General features: G+C 62.3%; 22 protein-coding genes. 7 read left to right on the top strand and 15 right to left on the bottom strand.

The features are described from left to right. Positions 1-214: 214 nt before the first annotated feature. Positions 215-757 carry a helix-turn-helix domain-containing protein gene (locus HX814_RS28555; RefSeq protein ID WP_087692630.1) on the bottom strand — a complete coding sequence of 181 codons (543 nt, stop codon included), beginning with the start codon at positions 755-757 and terminating at the stop codon, positions 215-217. Positions 758-861: 104 nt separating this feature from the next. On the opposite strand from HX814_RS28555, the gene HX814_RS28550 reads away from it, so the two are divergent. From HX814_RS28550 to HX814_RS28530, 5 genes are all read left to right on the top strand, one after another. Continuing rightward, the gene (locus HX814_RS28550) at positions 862-1,644 is read left to right on the top strand and encodes an aldolase (protein WP_003209128.1); all 783 of its coding nucleotides are present in this window, start codon (positions 862-864) and stop codon (positions 1,642-1,644) included. Positions 1,645-1,671: 27 nt separating this feature from the next. Next, complete coding sequence (locus tag HX814_RS28545) at positions 1,672-2,559, top strand: dihydrodipicolinate synthase family protein (protein WP_177010031.1); 888 nt, start codon at positions 1,672-1,674, stop codon at positions 2,557-2,559. Between the two features lie 206 nt (positions 2,560-2,765). Continuing rightward, a complete protein-coding gene (locus tag HX814_RS28540) occupies positions 2,766-3,305 on the top strand; it encodes an RNA polymerase sigma factor (protein WP_177010032.1) in 540 nt (179 codons plus the stop codon). After that, the gene (locus HX814_RS28535) at positions 3,302-4,270 is read left to right on the top strand and encodes a FecR domain-containing protein (protein ID WP_177010033.1); all 969 of its coding nucleotides are present in this window, start codon (positions 3,302-3,304) and stop codon (positions 4,268-4,270) included. Before HX814_RS28540 ends, HX814_RS28535 begins: the two co-directional genes overlap by 4 nt. Positions 4,271-4,398: 128 nt before the next feature. Next, a complete protein-coding gene (locus tag HX814_RS28530; protein WP_003209136.1) occupies positions 4,399-6,957 on the top strand; it encodes a TonB-dependent receptor in 2,559 nt (852 codons plus the stop codon). Between the two features lie 105 nt (positions 6,958-7,062). Here HX814_RS28530 and HX814_RS28525 read toward each other — a convergent pair whose 3' ends face one another. Together HX814_RS28525 and HX814_RS28520 are read right to left on the bottom strand one after the other, a co-directional pair. Next, positions 7,063-7,380 (bottom strand): ribbon-helix-helix domain-containing protein, encoded by a 318-nt coding sequence (locus HX814_RS28525; RefSeq protein ID WP_003209138.1) that lies wholly within the window; start codon positions 7,378-7,380, stop codon positions 7,063-7,065. A gap of 16 nt (positions 7,381-7,396) precedes the next feature. Continuing rightward, complete coding sequence (locus tag HX814_RS28520) at positions 7,397-7,978, bottom strand: DJ-1/PfpI family protein (RefSeq protein ID WP_177010034.1); 582 nt, start codon at positions 7,976-7,978, stop codon at positions 7,397-7,399. 324 nt (positions 7,979-8,302) lie between these two features. On the opposite strand from HX814_RS28520, the gene HX814_RS28515 reads away from it, so the two are divergent. Next, positions 8,303-9,202 (top strand): DMT family transporter, encoded by a 900-nt coding sequence (locus HX814_RS28515; protein ID WP_003209142.1) that lies wholly within the window; start codon positions 8,303-8,305, stop codon positions 9,200-9,202. Positions 9,203-9,311: 109 nt separating this feature from the next. On the opposite strand, the gene HX814_RS28510 is transcribed toward HX814_RS28515, so the two are convergent. Genes HX814_RS28510 through HX814_RS28495 form a run of 4 tightly spaced genes read right to left on the bottom strand, consistent with a single transcriptional unit; the run spans position 9,312 to position 12,553 of the window. Continuing rightward, positions 9,312-10,529: an SAM-dependent methyltransferase gene (locus HX814_RS28510; protein ID WP_177010035.1), complete on the bottom strand. Its 1,218-nt coding sequence runs from the start codon at positions 10,527-10,529 to the stop codon at positions 9,312-9,314. 41 nt (positions 10,530-10,570) lie between these two features. Beyond that, positions 10,571-11,188, bottom strand: coding sequence for a TPM domain-containing protein (locus tag HX814_RS28505; protein WP_003209147.1), 618 nt, complete (start codon positions 11,186-11,188; stop codon positions 10,571-10,573). A gap of 28 nt (positions 11,189-11,216) precedes the next feature. After that, positions 11,217-11,945 (bottom strand): YgcG family protein, encoded by a 729-nt coding sequence (locus HX814_RS28500; RefSeq protein WP_003209148.1) that lies wholly within the window; start codon positions 11,943-11,945, stop codon positions 11,217-11,219. Continuing rightward, a complete protein-coding gene (locus HX814_RS28495; protein ID WP_003209150.1) occupies positions 11,945-12,553 on the bottom strand; it encodes a LemA family protein in 609 nt (202 codons plus the stop codon). The genes HX814_RS28500 and HX814_RS28495 overlap by 1 nt, the downstream gene beginning before the upstream one ends. Before the next feature lie 214 nt (positions 12,554-12,767). On the opposite strand from HX814_RS28495, the gene bglX reads away from it, so the two are divergent. After that, positions 12,768-15,059, top strand: coding sequence for a beta-glucosidase BglX (gene bglX, locus HX814_RS28490; protein WP_177010036.1), 2,292 nt, complete (start codon positions 12,768-12,770; stop codon positions 15,057-15,059). 128 nt (positions 15,060-15,187) lie between these two features. On the opposite strand, the gene HX814_RS28485 is transcribed toward bglX, so the two are convergent. The 8 genes from HX814_RS28485 to HX814_RS28450 form a co-directional block, all read right to left on the bottom strand. Continuing rightward, positions 15,188-16,345, bottom strand: a complete 1,158-nt coding sequence (locus tag HX814_RS28485; RefSeq protein WP_003209153.1) for a phosphatidylserine/phosphatidylglycerophosphate/cardiolipin synthase family protein — start codon at positions 16,343-16,345, stop codon at positions 15,188-15,190. A gap of 1 nt (position 16,346) precedes the next feature. Further along, entirely contained in the window at positions 16,347-16,928 is a 582-nt protein-coding gene (locus HX814_RS28480; RefSeq protein WP_102606428.1) for a YceI family protein, read from the bottom strand. Positions 16,929-17,088: 160 nt separating this feature from the next. After that, on the bottom strand, positions 17,089-17,859 hold the full coding sequence (locus HX814_RS28475) for a helix-turn-helix domain-containing protein (RefSeq protein WP_003209157.1): 771 nt from the start codon (positions 17,857-17,859) through the stop codon (positions 17,089-17,091). A gap of 64 nt (positions 17,860-17,923) precedes the next feature. Beyond that, on the bottom strand, positions 17,924-19,366 hold the full coding sequence (locus HX814_RS28470) for an amidase (protein ID WP_177010037.1): 1,443 nt from the start codon (positions 19,364-19,366) through the stop codon (positions 17,924-17,926). Beyond that, a complete protein-coding gene (locus HX814_RS28465) occupies positions 19,363-20,673 on the bottom strand; it encodes a citrate-proton symporter (protein WP_177010038.1) in 1,311 nt (436 codons plus the stop codon). The genes HX814_RS28470 and HX814_RS28465 overlap by 4 nt, the downstream gene beginning before the upstream one ends. A gap of 56 nt (positions 20,674-20,729) precedes the next feature. After that, positions 20,730-21,905 (bottom strand): M20 aminoacylase family protein, encoded by a 1,176-nt coding sequence (locus HX814_RS28460; RefSeq protein ID WP_177010039.1) that lies wholly within the window; start codon positions 21,903-21,905, stop codon positions 20,730-20,732. 129 nt (positions 21,906-22,034) lie between these two features. Beyond that, the gene (locus tag HX814_RS28455) at positions 22,035-22,349 is read right to left on the bottom strand and encodes a hypothetical protein (RefSeq protein ID WP_003209165.1); all 315 of its coding nucleotides are present in this window, start codon (positions 22,347-22,349) and stop codon (positions 22,035-22,037) included. Continuing rightward, the gene (locus HX814_RS28450; RefSeq protein ID WP_177010040.1) at positions 22,346-23,425 is read right to left on the bottom strand and encodes a serine hydrolase; all 1,080 of its coding nucleotides are present in this window, start codon (positions 23,423-23,425) and stop codon (positions 22,346-22,348) included. Before HX814_RS28450 ends, HX814_RS28455 begins: the two co-directional genes overlap by 4 nt. Between the last annotated feature and the right edge of the window lie 158 nt (positions 23,426-23,583).

Raw genomic sequence — 23,583 nt, 5'->3', positions numbered from 1 at the left:
CCGGGTTAGCCGTCCTGGGCCAAGGATGGCCCATGACGGCGGCCCACGGTCCAAAGCCGGAGTGAGGGCACACCGAGCCTAGGCGAGGTGCCGAGTGGTGGGGCAAGAGCGTTTTGCTTACTTTTGCGCTGTTCAAAAGTGAGCCGCTGTAAGAGCGGAACCCTAGGCGGCCGTTACCCAAATAACGGATATGCCCCCACCCCCACCCCCACCATCACGCTTCAGCACTATGCACCACCACCAAAAGCTGAGCCTGAACCTCCCCCACCGACCGAATCCGATGCGGCTTCTGCGCATTGAAATGCAACGCATCCCCCCGATTCAACACCACCCGCTCACTCATGAAATCCACCTCAACCTGACCTTCATGCACAAACAAAAACTCCTCCCCCAAATGTTCCTTGAAGGTCTTGTCGGTGAACTCCGCCGGCGGGTAAATGATGAACGGCAACAAACTACGCTCACTGACCTGATGCGCCAGCACCGCGTAACCCGGTGATGCATCGGTGCCCGACAACGCCTGCCGTTCGTGGCTGCGCACCAGGCTGTAGCTGTCGAGGCTGACATTGTCCTCGCTGAACAATTCTTCGACCTTCACATTCAACGCCTTGGCCAGTTTCAGCGCCGCCGCAATCGACGGCGTATTCAACCCGCGTTCGACTTTCGACAGGTAACTCTTGGTCATCCCGGATTTTTCCGCGAGCGACTCCAACGTCACACCAAGTTTTTTTCTCAATATTTTCAAACGGATAGACATGCGCAGCGGTTAATCCATTAAAGAGGCGATGATGAATGCTTGCTAATGACACCTTGTGTCATATAGTCTCTTTAGTGTCATTTGCGACGAACAAGGACACTGATATGGCCAAGACATTAGCACTCCCGAAAGACCAACTGGTCAAGCAGGCGCTGACCCAGATGCAAAACACCCTGGCGGATAATACGTGGACCGACCGGCAAAAGCTGGCGTTGACCTGCCGGATCCTGTTCGAAAACGGCCACGACTCCGGCCTCGCCGGGCAGATCACCGCACGCGGCCCGACGCCTGGCACCTACTACACCCAACAACTGGGCCTGGGTTTTGATGAGATCACCGCCAGCAACCTGTTGCTGGTCAACGAAGACCTGGAGGTGCTGGAAGGCCATGGCATGCCCAACCCGGCCAACCGTTTTCACAGCTGGGTGTACCGCGGTCGCCCGGACGTGAACTGCATCATCCACACTCACCCGACCCACATCGCTGCGTTGTCGATGCTGGAAGTGCCGTTGCAGGTGTCCCACATGGACCTCTGCCCGTTGTACGAAGATTGCGCATTCCTCGAAGCCTGGCCCGGGGTGCCGGTGGGCAACGAAGAAGGTGAAATCATCACCGCTGCCCTGGGGGATAAACGCGCGATTCTGCTTTCCCACCACGGCCAATTGTCCACTGGGGCGAGCATCGAGGAAGCCTGTGTGATCGCGCAGTTGATCGAGCGCGCGGCCAAGTTGCAGCTGCTGGCGATGGCCGCCGGCACGATCAAGCCGATCCTGCCGGAACTGGGCCGCGAAGCCCATGACTGGATTTCCAAGCCCAAGCGCCACGGCGCCGCGTTCAACTACTACGCTCGGCAGAACCTGCGCCAACACGCCGATTGCCTGAACTGAAACCCTTTTTCGACCGGAGACCTTTCCATGTCCAGCCCTTCTATTCACGGCATTATCGGCTACACCATTACCCCGTTCAGCACGGACGGACAGCGCCTTGACCTCGACGCCCTGGGCCTTTCGATCGACCGCCTGATCGACAGCGGCGTGCACGCTGTCGCACCGTTGGGCAGCACCGGCGAAGGCGCCTATCTCAGTGATGCAGAGTGGGATGAAGTCGCCGCCTACAGCATCCAGAAGGTGGGCAAGCGTGTGCCGACCGTCGTCAGCGTCTCCGACCTGACCACCGCCAAGGCCGTGCGTCGTGCGCAGTTTGCCGAGGCCCACGGCGCGGACGTGGTGATGGTATTGCCGGCCTCGTACTGGAAACTCAGCGAGGCGGAAATCCTCGCCCACTATGCGGCCATTGGCGACAGCATCGGCGTGCCGATCATGCTCTACAACAACCCGGCCACCAGTGGCACCGACATGTCGGTGGACTTGATCCTGCGCATCGTCAACAGCGTCGACAACGTGACCATGGTCAAGGAAAGCACCGGGGATATTCAGCGCATGCACCAATTACACCGGCGCAGCGAGGGCCGGGTGCCGTTCTACAACGGCTGCAATCCGCTGGCGCTGGAGGCGTTTGCGGCGGGTGCGAAAGGTTGGTGCACGGCGGCGCCGAATCTGATTCCTCAGCTCAACCTGGATTTGTATGAAGCCGTTTTGGCCAATGACCTGGAGAAAGCGCGGGAGCTGTTTTATCGCCAGTTGCCGTTGCTGGATTTCATCCTCAAAGGTGGCTTGCCGGCGACGATCAAGGCCGGTTTGCGGCTGACGGGCCTGGAGTCGGGGGATCCACGGCTGCCGGTGTTTCCGCTGGCTGAGGCAGGCCGTGTTCAGTTGCAAGAGCTACTGACCCTGTTGCGCTGAAACGCAATCCAAATGTGGCAGCGGGCTTGCTCGCGAAGGCGGTGGGTCAGTCAATTAATAGGTCGACTGACTCACCGCCTTCGCGAGCAAGCCCGCTCCCACGTTTAGTCCGCATCCAACCTTGGATTTTCAATAGAGACAAATGACAATAATTCTCGATATCATTCGCGACTTTTCCACGTCGTGCTTCGTCAAGAAGGATATCCATGTCTCGTCCCAAGCCCGACCTGCTGTCGGCCGATGCCTTTCGCGGGTTTTATGCAGATATCCTGCATTTCCTGCGTAAACGCACGGACAACGCCAGCGACGCGGCAGACATGACCCAGGATGTCTTCACCCAATGGCTGGACTACCGCGACCGGGCTCAGGTCGAGCAGCCACGGGCGTTTCTGTTCCAGATGGCGCGCAATCTGCTGCGCGATCACTGGCGCAAACAAAAGGTGCGGCACACCGTCCACCAGCAACAGGCCGAACTGGATGCCGAACCTGTCAGCGACTCGCGAGACGATCCCATGGCCGCCGCGCAACGCCTGCAACGCCTGGAACAGTTGAAAGAAGTCCTCTCTGAACTCTCGCCGAGAAGACGAGAAGCCCTTATGCTGCACCGCTTCGAAGGCCTGAGCCAGGCGCAGATCGCCGAGCGCATGGGCGTTTCGATCAGCATGGTGGAAAAGCACATCGCTTTTGCCTTGCTGCATTGCAAGCAGCGACTTCAACAAGAACAGGGCAAGGAGCAGCCAGAATGACCCGCCTGAGCGACATCGACACCTGTGACATCGAGGCCAGCGACTCCATCGATGCCCAGGCCGCCAGCTGGTTTGCGCGCAACCGCAATGACGCCGGTCGCGCCGACCGCAAGGCGTTTGCCGCCTGGCAGTCCGAGCCGGCCAATGCCCGCGCCTACGCCGAATTCGAACAGCTGTGGGCCGACCTGGCCCAGTTGCAGCAACTGAACAAACCGACACCGCTGCCCGTGCGCAAACCACCCGTGTGGCGCCCGGCCCTGGCGGTGGCTGCCGCCCTGGTGTGTGCCGTGCTGACGAGCAACATCGGCGCCCCACGCGAGCTGTTCCACGCCCAGGTCGCGGCCCATGCCAAAGGAATGCGCACCATGCATTTGCCCGACGGCAGCACCTTGTACGTCAACGCCAATACGCGCCTGCGGGTGGACTTCAACAGTCACCAGCGCATCGTGCATCTGGATCAGGGCCAGTTGTATATCGAGGTGGCGCCCGACAAGGAGCGTCCGCTGTTCGTGCAGGCCGGTGAAGCCAATGTGCGGGTGGTCGGCACCGGCTTCGATGTGCGGCGCAGCAAGCAGCAACTGGTGGTCAGCGTGGCCCATGGGCAAGTGGCGTTCGATCCGGATGCCAGGCTGCCGGCCACCCTGCTCGGCGCCGATCAGCGCGCTACGTTCAGTTATGCCAAGGGCACGCTGCAGCAGCAAACCCTCACTGCCGGCGAGGTCGCCGATTGGCGCGGCGGCCACGTGTCGTTTCGTAATCGCGAGCTGGCCAGCCTGATGGATGAGTTGAGCCTGTACCGGCCCCAGGCGCCGTTGCTGGTGGACAGCGCGGTGGCGCAGTTGAAGGTCTCGGGCAATCTGGACGTGAATGATCCGGACGCCCTGCTCAACGCCCTGCCGGCACTGTTGCCGGTGAAAACCGTGGCCCTGGCCGACGGCAATATCAGGATCGAACCGCGCAAATAGCCCCGCGGAATTCTTATTTGAGAATATTTTGCATTCGCATGTGAGGATTATTTTTCCTGCCGCGTCTTCCTCGGGTCTGCGTTTGATACGCACACCTTTCTGGCCATTTGGCTACTCCGGGGGATTTCATGTTTCGCGCGCCTTGCCACGTTCAGCACCTGTTTCTTCGACCCACCGCCATTGCCGCCTGCCTGGCCTTCAGCCTGAGTGCCCAGGCAGAGTCGTTCAAGCTGCAACTGCCGGCCCAGTCCCTGGCCACGTCCCTGAGCCAGGTGGCGCAGCAGGCGAAAATCCAGCTGCTGTTCGATGAAGCGCTGCTGAAAAATATTCAGGCGCCAGCCCTCAATGGCGACTTCACACCGGAAGTGGCGATTCGCACCCTGCTCAAGGACGGCGAGTTCGTATTGCTCAAGGTCGGCAGCACTTACGTGGTACGCCCCGAAGAGGGCAAGACCACCAACAGCAGCGCGATCCAGCTCGACGCCCTGAGCGTGATCGGCACCGGCAACGAGGTCGACTCCACCACCGTCGGCCGTTCCACCCTGACCCAGGCCGACATCGACCGCTACCAGTCCAACAACATCCCCAGCCTGCTGCAAACCTTGCCCGGCATCAGCCAGGGCGGCTCGCTGAAGCCCGGTGGCCAGACCATCAACATCCGTGGTTTCGGCGACGCCGAAGACGTGCCGCTGACCGTCGATGGCGCCACCAAAAGCGGTTTTGAGCGCTATCAGCAGGGCACTGTGTTTATCGAGCCCGAGCTGATCAAGAGCATCGAAGTGGAGAAAGGCCCCAACTCGCCCTTCAGCGGCAACGGCGGCTTTGGCGGTACGGTCAACATGACCACCAAGGATGCCCCGGACCTGCTCAAGGACGGGCGCAACAGCGGTGCCATGCTCAAATACGGCTACTCCAGCAACGACCATGAGCAGGTCTACAGCAGTGCCGTTTACGGGCGTACCGATGACGGCCGCTTCGACGCGCTGGCCTACCTGACCCAGCGCGACGGCGGCGACATGAAACTGGCTGCCACCCTGCCCAACGACAACAACCAGTACCCGATCAACCCCAAGCGCCTGCCCAACAGCGCCCAGAATGTGGACGGCAAACTGTTCAAGTTCAATGCTCACTTCACCGATGAGCAAAGCCTGGGTCTGTCGTATTCGCGCTCCAACAGCCAGCGCTGGACGCCCTTCTCTGCCGCCAGCTACCCGACGCCGCCGACCCAGGCCAACATCGACCGCTATGGCTACGAAGCCGCGCTGAAACGCTTCCTGGCCAACCGCAATACCGTCGACACCACCTGGTCCGGCAAGTACGAATACCAGCCGATGAATAACCCGCTGGTGGACTTGACCATCAAGTACTCCGAATCCAATACCGACCAGACCGACGAGCGCGACGCCACGGCGTTTTTCCAGTTGGCCACCGGCGGGCGCAAGATGGACACCTCCTATAACGACAAGAACCTCGACGTACGCAACGTCAGCCTGTTTTCCACCGGTGCGTTGCAGCACGCGGTGACCACCGGTGTGCAAATCCGCAAGCACACCCGGGAAACCGAAATGTGGATGCCCGGCGCCACCTACAACACCCCGAAATACAACTATGGGCACTTCCAGCCGGGCTTCATGCCCCATGGCAAGGTCGACACCAACAGCTTCTTTATCCAGGACGCGGTGACGCTGGGCGATGTGACCATTACCCCGTCGATGCGCTATGACCATGTGCGCAACCGCGGCGAGGCCAACGACGCGCCGTACTACAGCAACCCGGACCCGGCCATCGGCCATGACTACAGCGACCGCACTTACACCGGCTGGTCGCCACGCCTGGCGGCGTACTGGACCATCACCCCGAACGTGGCGATGTTCGCCAACTGGAGCCGCACCTGGCGTGCGCCAGTGATCGACGAGCAGTATGAAGTCCAGGGCCTGGGCAGCCGCACCGCCACCAGCCTGGACCTGGACCCGGAGCGCATCACCTCCATCACCCTGGGCAACGTCACCAGTTTCGCCGACGTGTTCGCCCACGGCGACAACCTGCAACTGCGTACCACGCTGTTCCACAACAAGGTCGAGGACGAAATCTTCAAGGCCACAGGCGTGGGCTGCCAGAACCAGGCGGTCAACGGCGGGACGATTTCCAGCGCCTGCCCGCCGGGCGCGATGTCCAACTACCGCAACATCGGCGGCATGACCATCAAGGGTTTCGAGGCCGAGAGTTTCTATGACTCCACCTACGTGTTCGGCTCGGTATCGTTCGCCTACACCACCGGTAAACATGAAGGCGCCTACACCAACCCGTGGGGGCCGGACGTCTGGGCGCGGGACATTCCTCCAACCAAATGGGTGGTGGTGCTCGGCACCAAGATCCCGAGCCTGGATATGCGGGTAGGCTGGCAAGGGCAGTTCATCGGCGCCACCAGCCGCCTGCCGAGCGACAAGTATTCCGGCGGCCCGGGCACCAGCATCGGCGACCTGTTCTACGACCAGTACGGCAACAAGCGCTACAACACCCAGGGCCTCTTCGCCAGCTGGAAGCCGCAACAGGCTTACCTCAAGGGTACCGAGGTGAACTTCACCGTGGACAACCTGTTCAACAACAACTTCCGACCGGCCCTGAGCGGCGACCGCGCCTACACCAAGGGCCGGGATGCGAAGATCAGTGTGACGCGGTTCTTCTGACCCCTACTAATCAATGTGGGAGCGGGCTTGCTCGCGAAAGCGCTGGATCAGTCGGTACATGAGTTACCTGACACACCGCCTTCGCGAGCAAGCCCGCTCCCACATTCAGATCTTCTGCGCGCCATTTCTTGTATTCACAAGGCTGAGCTCTGGGGCGTGAACCCGCTGCTTGCTCAAATACCGCGTGCAACTCACCCGCAAGAACGAAGCAAAATTCACCACTTCGCCGCGGTAATCCATCACTTCTTCATACAGCTTGGCGATCAGTTGATTGGTGGTCATGCCATCCACCTCGGCGATCTCGCTGAGGATGTCCCAGAACTGGTTTTCCAGGCGCACGGTGGTCACCACGCCGCAGATGCGCAGGGAGCGCGAGCGGGATTCGTACAGAATCGGGTCGGCCTTGACGTACAGTTCGCACATGGCGATGACCTCCGCTTTACAGGGTGATTTTGGTGCCCAGCAGCCCGAGGAAACCCGCGAGCCAGCTTGGGTGCGCCGGCCACGCCGGGGCCGTCACCAGATTGCCTTGAACGTGGCTGTCGGTCACCGGGATATCGATGAACGTACCGCCCGCCAGTCGTACCTCCGGCCCGCACGCCGGGTAGGCGCTGCACTCGCGGCCTTCCAGGATCCCGGCAGCCGCCAGCAGTTGAGCGCCATGGCACACGGCAGCGATGGGTTTGCCAGCCTGATCGAAATCCTTGACCAGTTGCAGGACCTTTTCGTTCAGCCGCAGGTACTCAGGGGCACGGCCACCCGGCACCAGCAGCGCGTCGTAGTCGGCAGCGTTCACCTTGGCAAAATCCGCATTCAGGGCGAACAGGTGCCCGGGCTTTTCGCTGTAGGTCTGGTCGCCTTCGAAGTCGTGGATCGCCGTGCGCACGGTCTGGCCGGCGGACTTGTCCGGGCACGCGGCGTGCACGGTATGCCCCACCATCAGCAGCGCCTGGAACGGCACCATCACTTCATAGTCTTCGACGTAATCGCCGACCAGCATCAGGATTTTTTTCGCGGCCATGGGACATTCCTCCGGTTGAACGGTTGGGCAGACAGGAGTAGCCAAGATAGACCCGCAGGCTTGATCCGGGTAATGGCCCGCTACTACATCAGCACCCCGGCTTGTGTGGGAGCCGGGCTTGCCCGCGATGCAGACACCTCGGCCTGACAGGTAAACTGCGTTGATCCCATCGCAGCCTCGCCAAGGCTCGACAGCTCCCACATGAACCGAGTCGCCCGTTCAAAACTGTACGGCTCAATCTGCACCTAGCTGTAAGCCCGTGTTTGCGGGGCTTTGTGGCTAGATGAGCGTCCACTTCCGGCCCATTCGATTCTGGTTCCTTCCATGAGCTCCCGCGAAAATACCGGCATGGCCCTCGGCCTGCTGGGCGTCGTCATCTTCAGCCTCACCCTGCCCTTCACCCGTATCGTGGTGCAGGAAATCCACCCGTTGCTCAATGGCCTGGGCCGGGCGTTGTTCGCGGCGGTGCCGGCGGCGGCGTTGTTGCTGTGGCGCCGTGAGCGCTGGCCCACCTGGCGCCAGGTGCGCGGGCTGACGCTGGTGATTGCCGGGGTGATCCTGGGTTTCCCGGTGTTGTCGGCCTGGGCCATGCAAACCTTGCCCGCGTCCCATGGCGCGCTGGTCAACGGATTGCAGCCGCTGTGCGTGGCGCTGTATGCGGCGTGGCTGTCTCATGAGCGGCCGTCGAAAGCCTTCTGGGCCTGCGCGGCGTTGGGCAGTGCGCTGGTGCTAAGTTATGCGTTGATCACCGGAGCCGGCAGTATCCAGGCGGGCGACCTGTTGATGCTCGGCGCGATTGCCGTGGGTGGCCTGGGTTATGCCGAAGGCGGCCGGTTGGCCAAGGAGATGGGCGGCTGGCAGGTAATCTGCTGGGCGCTGGTGCTGTCGACGCCGGTATTGATCGGGCCGGTGGCCTACCTGGCGCTGCAACACGAAGGGCCGATCTCCATGCGCACCTGGTGGGCGTTTGGTTATGTCTCGTTGTTTTCGCAGTTCCTGGGGTTCTTTGCGTGGTACGCCGGGCTCGCCATGGGTGGCATCGCCCGGGTCAGCCAGATTCAGCTGTTGCAGATCTTTTTCACCATCGCGTTTTCGGCGCTGTTTTTTGGTGAACACATCGAGCCGATTACCTGGCTGTTTGCCTGCGGGGTGATTGTGACGGTGATGTTGGGGCGCAAGACCAGCGTGAAGCCTGCGCCAGCTCCCAAGGCTAGCGCGATCTAATGTGGGAGCGGGCTTGCTCGCGAATGCGGTGGGTCAGTTGATACATCAGGTGACTGACACACCGCTTTCGCGAGCAAGCCCGCTCCCACATTTTTGATTTGCGTCGCACTCAGGCGAGGTAACCGTCCGCCCGCAGCAGGGTTTCAAGGCAATGTTCGGTGATGTTGTAGAACGCCTTGAGCTCCTGGATTTTCTCCAGGAGTTGAGCGTTGTCCACCGGCTCGGCACGCTTCACGGCCAGGATCATCTTGTTCTTGTTGGTGTGCTCCAACGAGATGAACTCAAACACCTTGGTCTCATAGCCGCACGCTTCAAGGAACAACGCGCGCAAACTGTCGGTGACCATTTCCGCCTGCTGGCCCAGGTGCAGGCCGTATTGCAGCATCGGCTTGAGCAGCGCCGGGCTCTGGATCTGCAGGCGAATCTGCTTGTGGCAGCACGGCGAGCACATGATGATCGACGCACCGGAGCGGATGCCGGTGTGAATCGCGTAGTCGGTGGCGATGTCGCAGGCATGCAGGGCGATCATCACGTCCAGTTCGCTGGGCGCGACGCTGCGCACATCCCCGCACTTGAACACCAGCCCCGGGTGGTCCAGGCGGGCGGCGGCGTTGTTGCACAGGGTCACCATGTCTTCGCGCAGTTCCACGCCGGTGACTTCGCCGTCGGCGTTGAGGGTGTTGCGCAGGTAGTCGTGGATGGCAAACGTCAGGTAGCCCTTGCCCGAGCCAAAGTCCGCGACCCGCACCGGCTGGTCCAGCTTCAGCTGCGAGGTGGTCAGCGCATGGCTGAACACTTCGATGAACTTGTTGATCTGCTTCCACTTGCGCGACATCGCCGGGATCAGCTCGTGTTTGGCGTTGGTCACACCAAGGTCGGCGAGGAAGGGCCGGGTCAGGTCCAGGAAGCGATTCTTCTCGCGGTTGTGCTCGGCAGACGGCGCTTCGCGCAGTTGCTGCGGCTTGCTTTTGAACAGTGAGCTTTTGTTTTTCTTGCTGTATTCCAGCTGGGCTTCGTCGGTCACCGACAGCAGGTGCGCATTCTTGAACGCCGCCGGCAACAACTCGGCAATTGCCGCCACGCCGTCGGCCAGGGAGAAGTTCTTGGTGATGTCGCGGGTCTTGTAGCGATAGACGAAGGACAGGCAAGGCTGATCCTTGACCGTCAGCTGCTTGATGATCAGCTTCTGAAGATCAGGCTCGGTGCCGACGTACTTGGCCAGCACCAGCTTGATAAAGGCGTTTTGCTCAAGGCTCGCGCTCAGCAGTTCGAGGAACTGCGCGTGATGATCCGGCGCGGGGCTGGCAGGTTTAGCGGTGGCAGACATGAACAAAAACGCCTCGGGCAGGGAATGCCGGGAATTTTACACTACTCCAACACCACCAACCGATTCGGCAGCTCATTGCGTGCGTGGGTCACCGGAACGTGCTCCCTGAGCAATTCCCCGCAAGCCTCAATACACGCCACAAACCCGGCCAACGTCTGGCCTTGCTTCACCTGGCGGGTGAAGTCCTTGACGATCGCATCCCAACTGCTGTCATCCAGGCGACTGGATATCCCCTTGTCCACCAGGATTTCCACATACCGCTCGGCCTCACTGACAAAAATCAGCACCCCGGTGCTGCCCAGCGTGTGGTGCAGGTGCTGCTCGAGAAACTGCCGCCGTGCCAGGTTGGACGCGCGCCAATGGCGCACCGAGCGCGGGATCAGTCGCGTGGTGACCCTGGGCAAACGGAACACCAGGCACAGCACGACGAACGTGCCCCACTGCGCCAGCAGCAAGGTGTACATGGTCAACCAGCCCGACAGGTAGTGGATGATCCCCGGCACCACCAGCGCCAGCAGGCTGGCCCACAACAGCGGGATGTAGGCGTAGTCGTCGGCGCGGGCCGCGAGCACGGTCACCAGTTCGGCGTCGGTCTGTTGCTCGACCCGGGCGATCGCCTCGGCGACCTGGCGTTGCTCGTGTTGACTCAGTAATGCCATGGTTGTTGATGCTCTCTAGTTATTGTCATTACCAGCCGCCCGAGGCGCCACCGCCGCCAAAACCACCGCCGCCGCCCCTGAAGCCACCACCGCCACCGCCTCCCCCGCCGCCACGACCGCTGCTGCTGAGAATCGCCAGCAGGATAGCGCCAACGGGCAGGCCCATGCGATTGCACAGCCACAACACTGCCAGCAACAGGATGAACAGGCCAATGGAAATGCCCGGGTTTTGCTTGGCGAAGTTGGCCTCGGACACATGCGCCGGTACGGCCAGCGGATCGCCGCCCACCACCTGCAGCATCGCCGCCACGCCGTCGCTGATGCCCTTGCTGTAGTTGCCCGCCTTGAACGCCGGGGCGATCACCTGGTTGATGATCACCCAGGACTGCGCATCCGTGAGCACGCCTTCCAGGCCATAACCCACTTCGATGCGAATCTTGTGCTCATCCCGGGCGACGATCAGCAGGGCGCCGTTGTCCTTGCCCTTCTGGCCGATGCCCCACGCGCGGCCCAGTTGATAACCGAAGTCTTCAATGGGCACGCCTTGCAGGTCGGGCACGGTGACCACCACGATCTGGTCGCCGCTGGTCTGCTCCAGCGCCTGCAACTGCTGGGTCAGCTGCGCACGCACGGCCGGGTCGATCATCTGGGCGTTGTCCACCACCCGTCCGGTCAGGGCCGGGAAATTCAGGGCGGCCTGGGCGGTCAGGCTGAAGGCCAGCAGCACCGCCGCCATCAGCCAAGCGCGCTTGCCCATCAGAATTTCACTTGCGGCGCTTTATCGGCATCGGCACTGGTGGCCTCGAAGTTGGCGCGGACCGGCAAGTCGCTGTACATCACGCTGTGCCACAGGCGGCCAGGGAAGGTGCGGATCTCGGTGTTGTAGGCCTGCACTGCCTGGATAAAGTCGCGGCGGGCCACGGCGATGCGATTTTCGGTGCCTTCAAGCTGCGATTGCAGGGCCAGGAAGTTCTGGTTGGCCTTCAGGTCCGGGTAGCGCTCGGACACCACCATCAAACGGCTGAGGGCACCGCTCAAACCGTCCTGGGCTTGCTGGAACTGCTTGAGTTTCTCGGGATTGTCGAGGGTGCTGGCATCCACCTGGATCGAGGTGGCCTTGGCCCGCGCTTCGATCACGGCCGTCAGGGTGTCCTGTTCATGGGCGGCGTAGCCCTTGACCACTTCCACCAGGTTGGGGATCAGGTCGGCGCGCCGCTGGTACTGGTTCTGCACCTGGGCCCAGGCCGCCTTGGCCTGTTCGTCCAGGGTCGGGATCTTGTTGATGCCGCAACCGCTCAGCACGGTGCTCACCAGTATCAATGCCACGGCCTTCCAGCCCCAACGGTAACCTTGTGCTGCTTGCATGGTGTTTCTCCTGCCAAACCTATGAAATTTACCGACTGACGCGTTAGCCACGGGCTTAGGGCATAATCCGCCACCACCCACTGGATTGCATCGTGCCAATCAGCTAAAAGATGCCCAGCGCCAATAAGAGTTCAGAAGTGTGCGGTATTTATCTGAACAACACCCGAACAACAATAGACGCTCTCCGGTCCCAAGGCTGCGAGAAAGGATTTTCATGAAGAAGCTGTGTTTGCTGGGCCTTGTTGTCAGTTTGGCCACTCATTCCGTATTAGCCGAAACAAAGCCCGCAGTGCTCAAGGACAAGGACGCCTTCGTCAGTGACCTGCTCAAGCAGATGACCCTTGATGAGAAGATCGGCCAATTGCGCCTGATCAGCATCGGCCCCGAAATGCCCCGCGAGCTGATCCGCAAGGAAATCGCCGCCGGCCGCATCGGTGGCACCTTCAATTCGATTACCCGCCCGGAAAACCGTCCGATGCAGGACGCGGCCATGCGCAGCCGGTTGAAGATCCCGATGTTCTTCGCCTATGACGTGATCCACGGCCACCGCACGATATTCCCCATCAGCCTGGCCCTGGCTTCCAGCTGGGACATGGACGCCATCGGCCACTCCGGGCGCATCGCCGCCCAGGAAGCTGCCGCCGACAGCCTCGACATCACCTTCGCGCCGATGGTCGACATCTCCCGCGACCCGCGCTGGGGCCGTACCTCCGAAGGCTTTGGCGAAGACACCTACCTGACCTCGCGCATTGCCGAAGTGATGGTCAAGGCCTTCCAGGGCAGCAGCCCGGCCAAGGCCGACAGCATCATGGCCAGCGTCAAGCACTTCGCCCTGTATGGCGCGGTGGAAGGCGGTCGCGACTACAACGTGGTCGACATGAGCCCGGTCAAGATGTACCAGGACTACCTGCCGCCCTACCACGCCGCCATCAAAGCCGGCGCCGGTGGCGTGATGGTTGCGCTGAACTCGATCAACGGCGTACCCGCCACCGCCAACACCTGGCTGATGAACGACCTGCTGCGCAAGGACTGGGGCTTCAAGGGCCTGGCCGTGAGCGACCACGGTGCGATCTTCGAGCTGATCAAGCACGGCGTGGCCAAGGACGGGCGTGAAGCCGCCAAGCTGGCGATCAAGGCCGGCATCGACATGAGCATGAACGACTCGCTCTACGGCAAGGAATTGCCCGGCCTGCTGAAGTCCGGCGAGATCGAACAGAGCGACATCGACAACGCCGTGCGCGAAGTGCTCGGCGCCAAGTACGACATGGGCCTGTTTGCCGACCCGTACCTGCGCATCGGCAAGGCCGAGGATGACCCGGCCGACACCTACGCCGAAAGCCGCCTGCATCGCGCCGACGCACGTGACGTGGCGCGCCGCAGCCAGGTGCTGCTGAAAAACCAGAACAACACCCTGCCGCTGAAAAAGGACGCGACCATCGCCCTGGTCGGCCCGCTGGCCAAGGCGCCGATCGACATGATGGGCAGCTGGGCCGCTGCCGGTAAACCCGCGCAATCGGTGACCCTGCTGGACGGCATGAACGCCGTGATCGGCGACAAGGGCAAGGTGATCTATGCCCGTGGCGCCAATATCACCAACGACAAGAAAGTCGTCGACTACCTCAACTTCCTGAACTTCGATGCCCCGGAAGTTGTGGATGACCCGCGCTCGTCCCAGGACATGATCGACGAAGCCGTCAAGGCCGCCAAAGGCGCCGATGTGGTCGTGGCCGCCGTGGGCGAGTCCCGTGGCATGTCCCACGAATCGTCGAGCCGCACCGACCTGAACATCCCGCAGAGCCAGCGCGACCTGATCAAGGCTTTGAAAGCCACCGGCAAACCGCTGGTGCTGGTGTTGATGAACGGCCGTCCGCTGTCGATTGTCGAGGAGAACGAACAGGCTGACGCAATCCTGGAAACCTGGTTCGCCGGCACCGAAGGCGGCAACGCTATCGCTGACGTGCTGTTCGGTGACTACAACCCGTCGGGCAAGCTGCCGATCACCTTCCCGCGTTCGGTGGGGCAGATTCCGACCTACTACAACCACCTGAGCATTGGCCGGCCGTTCACTCCGGGCAAGCCGGGCAACTACACCTCGCAGTACTTCGATGACACCACCGGGCCGCTGTTTCCGTTCGGTTACGGCTTGAGCTACACCAGTTTCAGCCTGTCGGACATGGCGCTGTCGTCCACCACCCTGAACAAGACCGGCAAGCTCGACGCCACCGTGGTGGTGAAAAACACCGGCAAGGTCGATGGCGAAACCGTGGTGCAGCTGTATATCCAGGACGTGGCCGGCTCGATGATCCGCCCGGTGAAGGAATTGAAGAACTTCCAGAAGATCATGCTCAAGGCGGGCGAAGAGCGCGCGGTGCACTTCACCATCACCGAGGAAGACTTGAAGTTCTACAACACCCAGCTGAAGTTTGCGGCTGAGCCGGGCGAGTTCAATGTGCAGATCGGGTTGGATTCGCAGGATGTGAAGCAGCAGAGCTTCGAACTGCTCTAAAGTCTTGCCCGGTCAAAATGTGGGAGCGGGCTTGCTCGCGAATGCGGTGGATCAGTTGATACATCAGGTGACTGATACACCGCTTTCGCGAGCAAGCCCGCTCCCACATTTGATTGGGGTATTCTGGCTTATCCGCGGCGGTCCAGCAGGTTGACCACCAACCGATCAATCCACCCCCACACCCGCTGCTTCACCCGCCGCCACAACGGCCGCGACTGCCATGCCTCAAGGCTCACCGCCTGGCTCAGGGCAAAATCCCGCTCGAAACTCGCCACCACTGCCAACGTCAATTCCGGGTCCAACGCTTCCAGGTTCGCTTCCAGGTTGAAGCGCAGATTCCAGTGGTCGAAGTTGCACGAGCCAATGCTCACCCAATCGTCCACCAGCACCATTTTCAAGTGCAGGAAGCACGGCTGGTATTCAAAGATCTGCACCCCGGATTTGAGCAAACGCGGGTAGTAACGGTGCCCGGCATACCGCACCGACGGGTGATCGGTACGTGGCCCGGTCAACAGCAAACGCACATCCACCCCGCGCCCCGCCGCCCGGCGCAGGGCACGCCGTACGCTCCAGGTCGGCAGGAAATACGGCGTGGCCAGCCAGATACGCTGGTGGCCGCTGTTCAGCGCACGGATCAGTGACTGCAAGATATCCCGATGCTGGCGGGCGTCGGCATAGGCCACACGCCCCAGCCCCGGTCCTGTCGCTGGCACCTTGGGCAACCGTGGCAGGCCAAAATGCGTGGCCGGTTTCCAGGCTCTACGATCGTCGTTCGCCAGCCACTGACGGTCGAACAACGCCTGCCAATCCAGCACCAGCGGGCCACGAATCTGCACCATCACTTCGTGCCAATCGGCGGTGTCTTCCCCGGGCGTCCAGAATTCATCCGTCACGCCGGTGCCGCCGACCACGGCGATGGTCTGGTCGATCAACAACAGCTTGCGGTGGTCCCGATAGAGGTTGCGCATCCAGCGGCGCCAGCTCAGGCGGTTGTAGAATCGCAGGTCCACCCCGGCGTCGATCAACCGCCGACGCAGGCCCAGGGTAAACGCCAGGCTGCCGTAGTCATCGAACAGGCAACGTACGCGCACGCCACGTTCGGCGGCCGCCACCAGGGCCTGAACCATCGCCTCGGCACACGCGCCCGCCTCCACCAGATACAGCTCCAGCGCCACCTGTTGCTCAGCCTGGGCGATACCTTCCAGCATGCGCGGGAAGAAACTCGGGCCGTCGACCATCAGCTCGAAACGGTTGGCGCTGCGCCACGGGAACACTGCGCCGCTCATGTCAGCGCGCCGTGAAAATCAGTACCGCACCCACCGGCACCGACAGGCTGATCTGCGACAGCCCGGCGGCCTTGCGCAATGCGGCTACCCCCGGCAGCAAATCGAAATCCTCGGCGTGCACCACCAATGGCTCCAGGGTGACCACCTGGAAGCGTCGGTCATCCAGGCGGGTCGCCAGCAATTCGGTGCTGTAGGCCTGGGTCTTGCCGTGCAGGGTCACCGACAGCGGCAGGCGCAGCTCGTATTGCGCGCCGGGGGCCAGGTCGTTGATCGGTTGCAGGTTGATCTGCGCATTGATCACCGCGTCCGGGAAGGTCTTGATCTCGAACAGCTCATTGCGCATGCGCTCGTCGCGCAGCGGGATGCCGCTGTTGATCGACTCCAGTTCGACTTCCAGCTGCGCCGCGCCTTTGCTGTCGACCTTGCCATGCAGCACCAGGAAGCGCTGCACTTCAGCGATGTCGGTGTTCTTGGTGGTGACGAACGACAGGCGCGAGGACTCGTTGTCCAGGTACCAGTCGGCATGGGCAGGCACGGCGGCAGCGGCCAGCAGCAGGAAGGCCATGGGTTTGAACAGGGACATAAAGACTCGTGGGGCAAAAAACCTGGGCGAACAGTAACAAAGACCTCCTGTAGGAGCGAGCTTGCTCGCGAAGGTTGCCAACGATGACGCGGGCATTCTGAATGAACGCGGTGCCTGTGAGTTCTTCGCGAGCAAGCTCGCTCCTACGGGGGAACGGTGGTCAGGCCAACGCCTGCTGCACATCGCGAATCGTCGACTCCAGGCTGGCCAGGTGCAGGCTCAGCACCCGTTCCACCGGTGCCTGATCCATCGGCCAATGCAGCGCCATGCTGCCCACCAACCGGCCATTGGCCCGCACCGGCAAGGCCACCGCGCGAATCAGGAACGGCAGGCGCACCGGATATTCCCAATAGCCTTCGGTGCGTTGGCCAAACCCCTGGTGCTGGGATTGTTCACACGCCCGGTATTGATCGTCTTCCGCCACATGCTCACGACCGGCCAGGCGCTGCACTTCATCCGCCGACAATTGCGCCAGGCACGCCTTGCCCATGGCCGAGTGAAACAGGCTGGCATGCTGGCCGACGATCTGGCAATTGTTCGGGTAGAGCTTGCGCAGCACCGTGGGGATCGCGCTTTCCATCACTTCCAGGCGCTCGCCGTCGAAGCTCGACAGGTCCACCACCAGGCCGGTGCGCTCGCTGAGGTCCAGCAGCCACGGCGCGGCGCTTTCCACCAGTTGGCGCTTGAAGCGTTGCTGGGTGTCGCCGAACAACCGTCTGGCCCGCAGGCGGTAACGCCGGTCGCTGAGCCCACGATAGATCCAGCCCTGTTCCTGCAAGGTCAGCAGCATCCGCGAGACCGTGGCCTTGGGCAGGTGAGTCAGGTAATGCAACTCTTCCAGCCCCAGCGCCTGATGCTCGCCGAGCAATTCGATGATCGCCAGTGCCCGCCCTACTGAGCGTACGGTTCCCGTCTCGGCGTCGCTGCCCATGTGTCGATCTCCTTGATGCCGATGGATGATCTGATTTCACAGCAAGATACAGGCCCGTCGCGGCTCAACCGGTCGCCGAGAGGCAAGCGGGTGGGCGCCGCTGCACCCAGCGGGTCAGTTGTTCGTGGGCGTACGCCAGTTGCAACACTGTCCTGTCCGCCTGGGCCGGGCCGATGATCTGCAGGCCCATGGGCAAGCCCCGGGGGTTGAAACCCACCGGCACGTTCATGCTCGGCAGGCCGGCCAGGGTGGGGCCGATCACCACTTCCATCCAGCGATGGTAGGTGTCCATCTCGCGCCCTGCGACGAGGCGTGGCCAGGCTTGTTGTGCATCGAAAGGGAACACTTGGGCGGTGGGCAGCAACAGGAAATCGTAACGTTCGAACAGTTTGCCGAGGGCGCGGTACCAGTCGCTGCGGTTGATCGAAGCCTGGTAAACGTCCGCCGCACTCAGTTGCAATCCGCCCTGCACTTCCCATTGCGCCTCCGGCTTGAGCAGTGCACGTTTTTGCGGGTCGGCGTACGCCGCGCCGAGGGAGCCCTGGATCAGCCAATGGCGGTGCACCAGCCAGGTCTGCCACAGGCGTTCCAGAGAAAATTCCGGTTGGCAGTGCTCGACCTCGCAACCCAGCGCAGCGAAGTCCTTGAGGGCCGATTCGCACAGGCTCATCACGCCGTCTTCCATCGGCAGGTAACCGTTGTAATCCCCGAGCCAGCCCAAGCGCGCACCCTTGAAGTCGCGCTGCAACGGCTCGCCAAACATCGCCGGATCCTCCTTGAGCGACAGCGGCACCCGAGGGTCATAGCCGGCCTGCACACTCAGCAGCCGCGCCACATCCGCCACGCTGCGACCCATCGGGCCTTCCGTGGCCAGTTGCTGGACGAACAGCTCCGGCGCCGGCCCGTGAGGCACCCGACCCTGGGACGGACGCAGGCCAAATACGTTATTGAATGCCCCCGGGTTTCGCAGCGAGCCCATCATGTCGCTGCCATCCGCTACCGGCAGCATGCGCAATGCCAGCGCCACCGCCGCGCCGCCGCTGCTGCCACCGGCCACCAGGCGCGGGTCATAGGCGTTGCCGGTGGTGCCGAACACGCTGTTGTAGGTCTGCGAGCCCAGGCCAAATTCCGGCACGTTGGTCTTGCCGATGATGATCGCGCCACTGGCCCGAACCCGCGCCACGCTGATCGCATCTTCTTGAGGAACATGCTCGGCGAACAGCGGCGAACCGAGGGTGGTGCGCAGGCCCTGGGTCGCCGCCAGGTCCTTGATCGCCTGGGGCATGCCGTGCATCCAGCCACGGGATTGGCCTTGGTCCAACTCGCGATCACGCTGCGCCGCTTCGGCCAGCACGTCCTCATGGGAGCGCAGCGAGACCAGCGCATTCACCGTCGGGTTGAAGCGTTCGACCTGGGCCAGATACGCCTGCATCACTTCATGGCAGGACACCTGCCGCGCATGGATCGCCCGAGACAGTTCGATGGCATCCAGTTCAACAATACTCAAGGTTTCACCTCGCTGGAAAACGGCGCCGGTCGTTTCGCCCGTGGCGCCTCATGCATGCAGTAAGTGCCCAGCAGCGTCAGGACGCAAGCGAACAGCACATAAAATGCCGGGGCTACCGGCGTGCCCAGCACCTTGCTGAGCCAGGTGACGATCAACGGCGCAAAGCCCCCGAATACCATCACCGCCACGTTGTACGCCACTGACACCCCGGTGGAGCGTACTTCGATGGGAAACTGCTCGGCCAGGGCCGTCGGCGCCGGGCCGAAAAAGCCGCCGATGGCAGTGCACAACATCACCTGCATCACCAGCAAACGCTCGATGGACGGTGCCGCCGCGACCCACACATACAGCGGGTACACCATCACAAAAAACGCCAGGGTGAACGCCATCAATACCGGGCGCCGACCGAACCGGTCCGACAGCAGGCCGGACAGCGGAATCACCACGGTCATCAGCGCCACCGCGAACATCTGCACCATCAACACTTGGTCCAACGGCAGGCCGAGGTTCTTGTGGGCAAAGGTCGGCATGTTCACCAGCACCACGTAGAACGACACCGTTGCACCACAGGCCAGGCCCATCGATACCAAGATGCTGCGGCGGTGGTCGCGGATGACGTCCATCAAGCTCGGCGCCGCACCCTTGGCCTGTTTGTGTGCCTCGATAAATTCCTCGGGGTCTTCCATGTGCCGGCGGATCCACAAGCCCACCGGGCCGATCAGCAAGCCGAAGATGAACGGCAGGCGCCAGCCCCAGACTTCAAGGGATTGCGGCTCGAAGAAGTGCGTGACCAACGCCACCATCGCCGCGCCGCCGAACACCGCCAGGCACTGTCCCACCAACTGCCAGGAACCGTACAGGCCCTTGCGATGGGCCGGCGCGCTCTCCACCAGAAACGCCGTGGCACTGGCGTATTCACCGCCGGTGGCAAAGCCCTGGAGCATGCGCGCAACCACGATCAGCATCGGCGCGCCCATGCCGATGGCAGCATAGCTGGGGGCGAAAGCGATCAGGGCGATGGAGATGGTCATCAACCGGATGATCAGTTGCATCGCAGCCTTGCGGCCTTTGCGGTCCGAATACATGCCCAGCAGAATCCCGCCCACCGGGCGCATGAAGAAGCCGACGCCAAAGGTGGCCAGGGCCATCAGCAGCGAGGCGTATTCATCCTCCGAGGGGAAAAACTGCCGGGCGATAATGCTGGCGAGAAAGCCGTAGACGATGAAGTCATACCATTCCAGCGCATTGCCGATCACCGCCGCCACCACTTGGCGGGTGCGGGATACACCTTGTTTTGAAGCCTGCATGGGAACACTCCATTCAACCAGTCGGAAAAGGGTCCAGCGGCAGAAAAAAGAGGTCGTCAGGCGGGCTTGAGCCAGCTCTCGGCCAGCGCGCCCCAGTAGGCGGCGCCGGTCAACAGGATGTCGTCGTTGAAGTCATAGGCGGGGTTGTGGACCATCGGCCGCGACACGCCGTTGCCGATAAACAGGTAGCTGCCGGGGCAGCGTTGCAGCATCCAGGCGAAGTCTTCGCTGCCCATCAGCTTGGTGGTGTTGCCGTCGACGGCATCTTCACCCAGCAGGGCGACGCCAACCTGGCGGGCGAATTCGGTTTCTTCGGGAGGGTTGACCAGCACCGGATAGGCCGGGCGATGTTCGATCTGCGCGGTGCAACCGAAACTTGCGGCCTGGGTCAGGATGATCGCCTTGACCCGCTCCAGCATCAGTTCACGCACGTTTGCATCCAGGGCACGCAGGCTCAAACGCAACAGTGCTTGCTGGGGAATCACGTTGGCCGCCTGGCCCGCTTGCAGGGCACCGACGGTCACCACGGCGGCTTCCTGGGCATTGATATTGCGCGCCACCACGGTCTGCAATGCCATGACCATACTGGCGGCGGCCACCAGCGGGTCGACCGTCAGGTGCGGCATGGAGCCATGGCCACCGACGCCTTCGAGGGTCACGGTGAGCAGGTCCTGGGAGGCCATCATCGGTCCAACGCGCAGGCCCAGATGGCCGGCGGGCAAGCCCGGCATGTTGTGCATGCCGAACAATGCGTCGCAGGGAAACCGCTCCAGCAAGCCGTCGGCGAGCATGGCTTCGGCGCCGCCCTGGCCTTCTTCGGCGGGCTGGAAAATCAGGTTCAGGGTGCCGTCGAATTGACGGGTCGCGGCCAGGTAACGGGCGGCGCCCAGCAGCATGGTGGTGTGGCCGTCATGGCCGCAGGCGTGCATGCAGCCGGCGTGTTGGCTGCTGTAGCTGGCGCCGGTGTTTTCGATGATCGGCAAGGCATCCATGTCGGCACGAATCCCCAGCTTGCGCGCGCTGCTGCCATTGCGCAGCACACCGACCACGCCGGTCTGGCCGATACCGGTGTGGACTTCATAGCCCCAGCTTCGCAGGGATTGCGCCACGAGGGCGGAGGTGCGGTTTTCTTCAAAGCCCAGTTCGGGGTGGGCGTGAATGTCCTGACGCACGGCGTGCAGGTCGCTGGCGACATCGCTCAGCCAATCCAGGATGTGCTGGTGTGGGCTCATGGTGATTCTCCTCGCAGGCGGGTGTTCCCGTTCTTGTTCGTTGCACACCGCCAGATAACCGCGATGTGCGCAGGAGGACAATCAAAGGTGGTTCCACCCTGTGGAACCTCAGCCCCACCTGTGGCTGCATTAGGGCAAGAGGCGGCAGCCCTCGCGTTGGCCTAGCCATTGGGCACTGTGTGTGCGGCCCAGGCCGCTGGCGGTCACGAGGTGTTTTTCAGGGTTGTCGGTGAAGGCGCTGGTGGGCACGTATTGCTTCACATAACCCAGGCAATAATCAGCGGGATTGCCTTCCACATATCGGCAGGAGCAGTACTCCTTGGCGGTGTAGGCCGCGATGATGTCGGGGAAGGCTTGCAGATTGACCCGCTCGTGCCAGACCCAGCCGAGCAACACGAGTAACAGCAGGATCAACAGGCTGATGACGGGATGACGGCGGATCATGGTTGCACCGCTGCAAGGACGCGCTTGAGGAGTTCGTTGTGGCGATAGCTGCCGTCGCGGTCGTCGCCATAGCGCACGATGACCAGCTGTTTTTCGGGCATCACGTAGAGCGCCTGCCCCCAGTGGCCGAGGGCGGCGAAGGTGTCGGCGGGCGCGTCCGGCCAGGGTCTGGCGGCGCCCTGCACTTCGCGGTTGAGCCACCATTGGCCGCCCGGAACGGCTTCGTCCTGGCCCGCCTTGTACTTGTCGAACGGTTGGCGATTGAACGCAACCCACTCCTTGGGTAGCAACTGTTGCTCGCCCCAACGGCCGTCGCGCTGCATCAACAGGCCGACGCGGGCCAGGTCGCGGGCGGTGAGGTAGGCGTATGAGGACGCGACGAAGGTTTCCTCGGCATCGCTTTCCCAAGTGGCGTTGTGGATGCCCAGTGGCTGGAACAGGGCGGTCCATGGGTAGTCGACGTAGGCCTTGTGGCCGAGCATGCCCTTGAGGGTGGCGGACAGGATATTGCTGTCGCCACTGGAGTAGCGGAATGCCTGGCCGGGGGCGCTGTAGGTCGCGGTGTCGGCGGCGAACTCGGCCATGTCGTGGTGGCCGCGGGTGTAGAGCATGGCGACCACCGAGGATTTCAGCGGGGCGTATTCGTAGTCTTCCTGCCAGTCGAGGCCCGAGGCCCAGTGCAGCAGGTCGGCCATGGTCACGCCGGGGTGTTGTTTCATCGGCGGGTAAAAGCGCGCGGCGGGGTCGGTGAGTTTGAAGCGGTTTTCGCCGAAGGCCACGCCGAGCACGGTGGCCATCAGGCTTTTGCTGATGGACCAGGTCAGGTGCGGGGTGCTGGCGGTGGTGGGGGCGGCGTAGCGTTCGTAGATGATCTGGCCGTCGCGGATGACCAGTAAGGCGTCGGTGCGGACGCCCTTGCGGGTGGTGTCGTCGCGGGGTGGGAAGGCGTAGTCATCCAAGGCCTTGGCTGCCGGGCCGGTCAGGGGCTGGCCTTGGGACCATTCCTTCTCCGGCCAGGTTTCGGCGTGGGCTGTCAGGGTGAACAGCAGCGCGGCGTATAGGAGGCCTTTGAACATGGATTGGGACTCGGGGGCATTCAAGCCCGCGAGCCTAGCCCAGGGGGATGACGGTTTTGTTACGGACCCTGGGGTGAGTACATATCCGTTATTTGGGTGATGGCTGATATGGGTTCCGCTCTTACAGCGGCTCACTTTTGAACAGCGCAAAAGTAAGC

This window comes from Pseudomonas sp. C8002, from assembly GCF_013385765.1.
Lineage (GTDB): Bacteria > Pseudomonadota > Gammaproteobacteria > Pseudomonadales > Pseudomonadaceae > Aquipseudomonas.
This window is presented reverse-complemented; position numbering and strand designations above follow the sequence as displayed.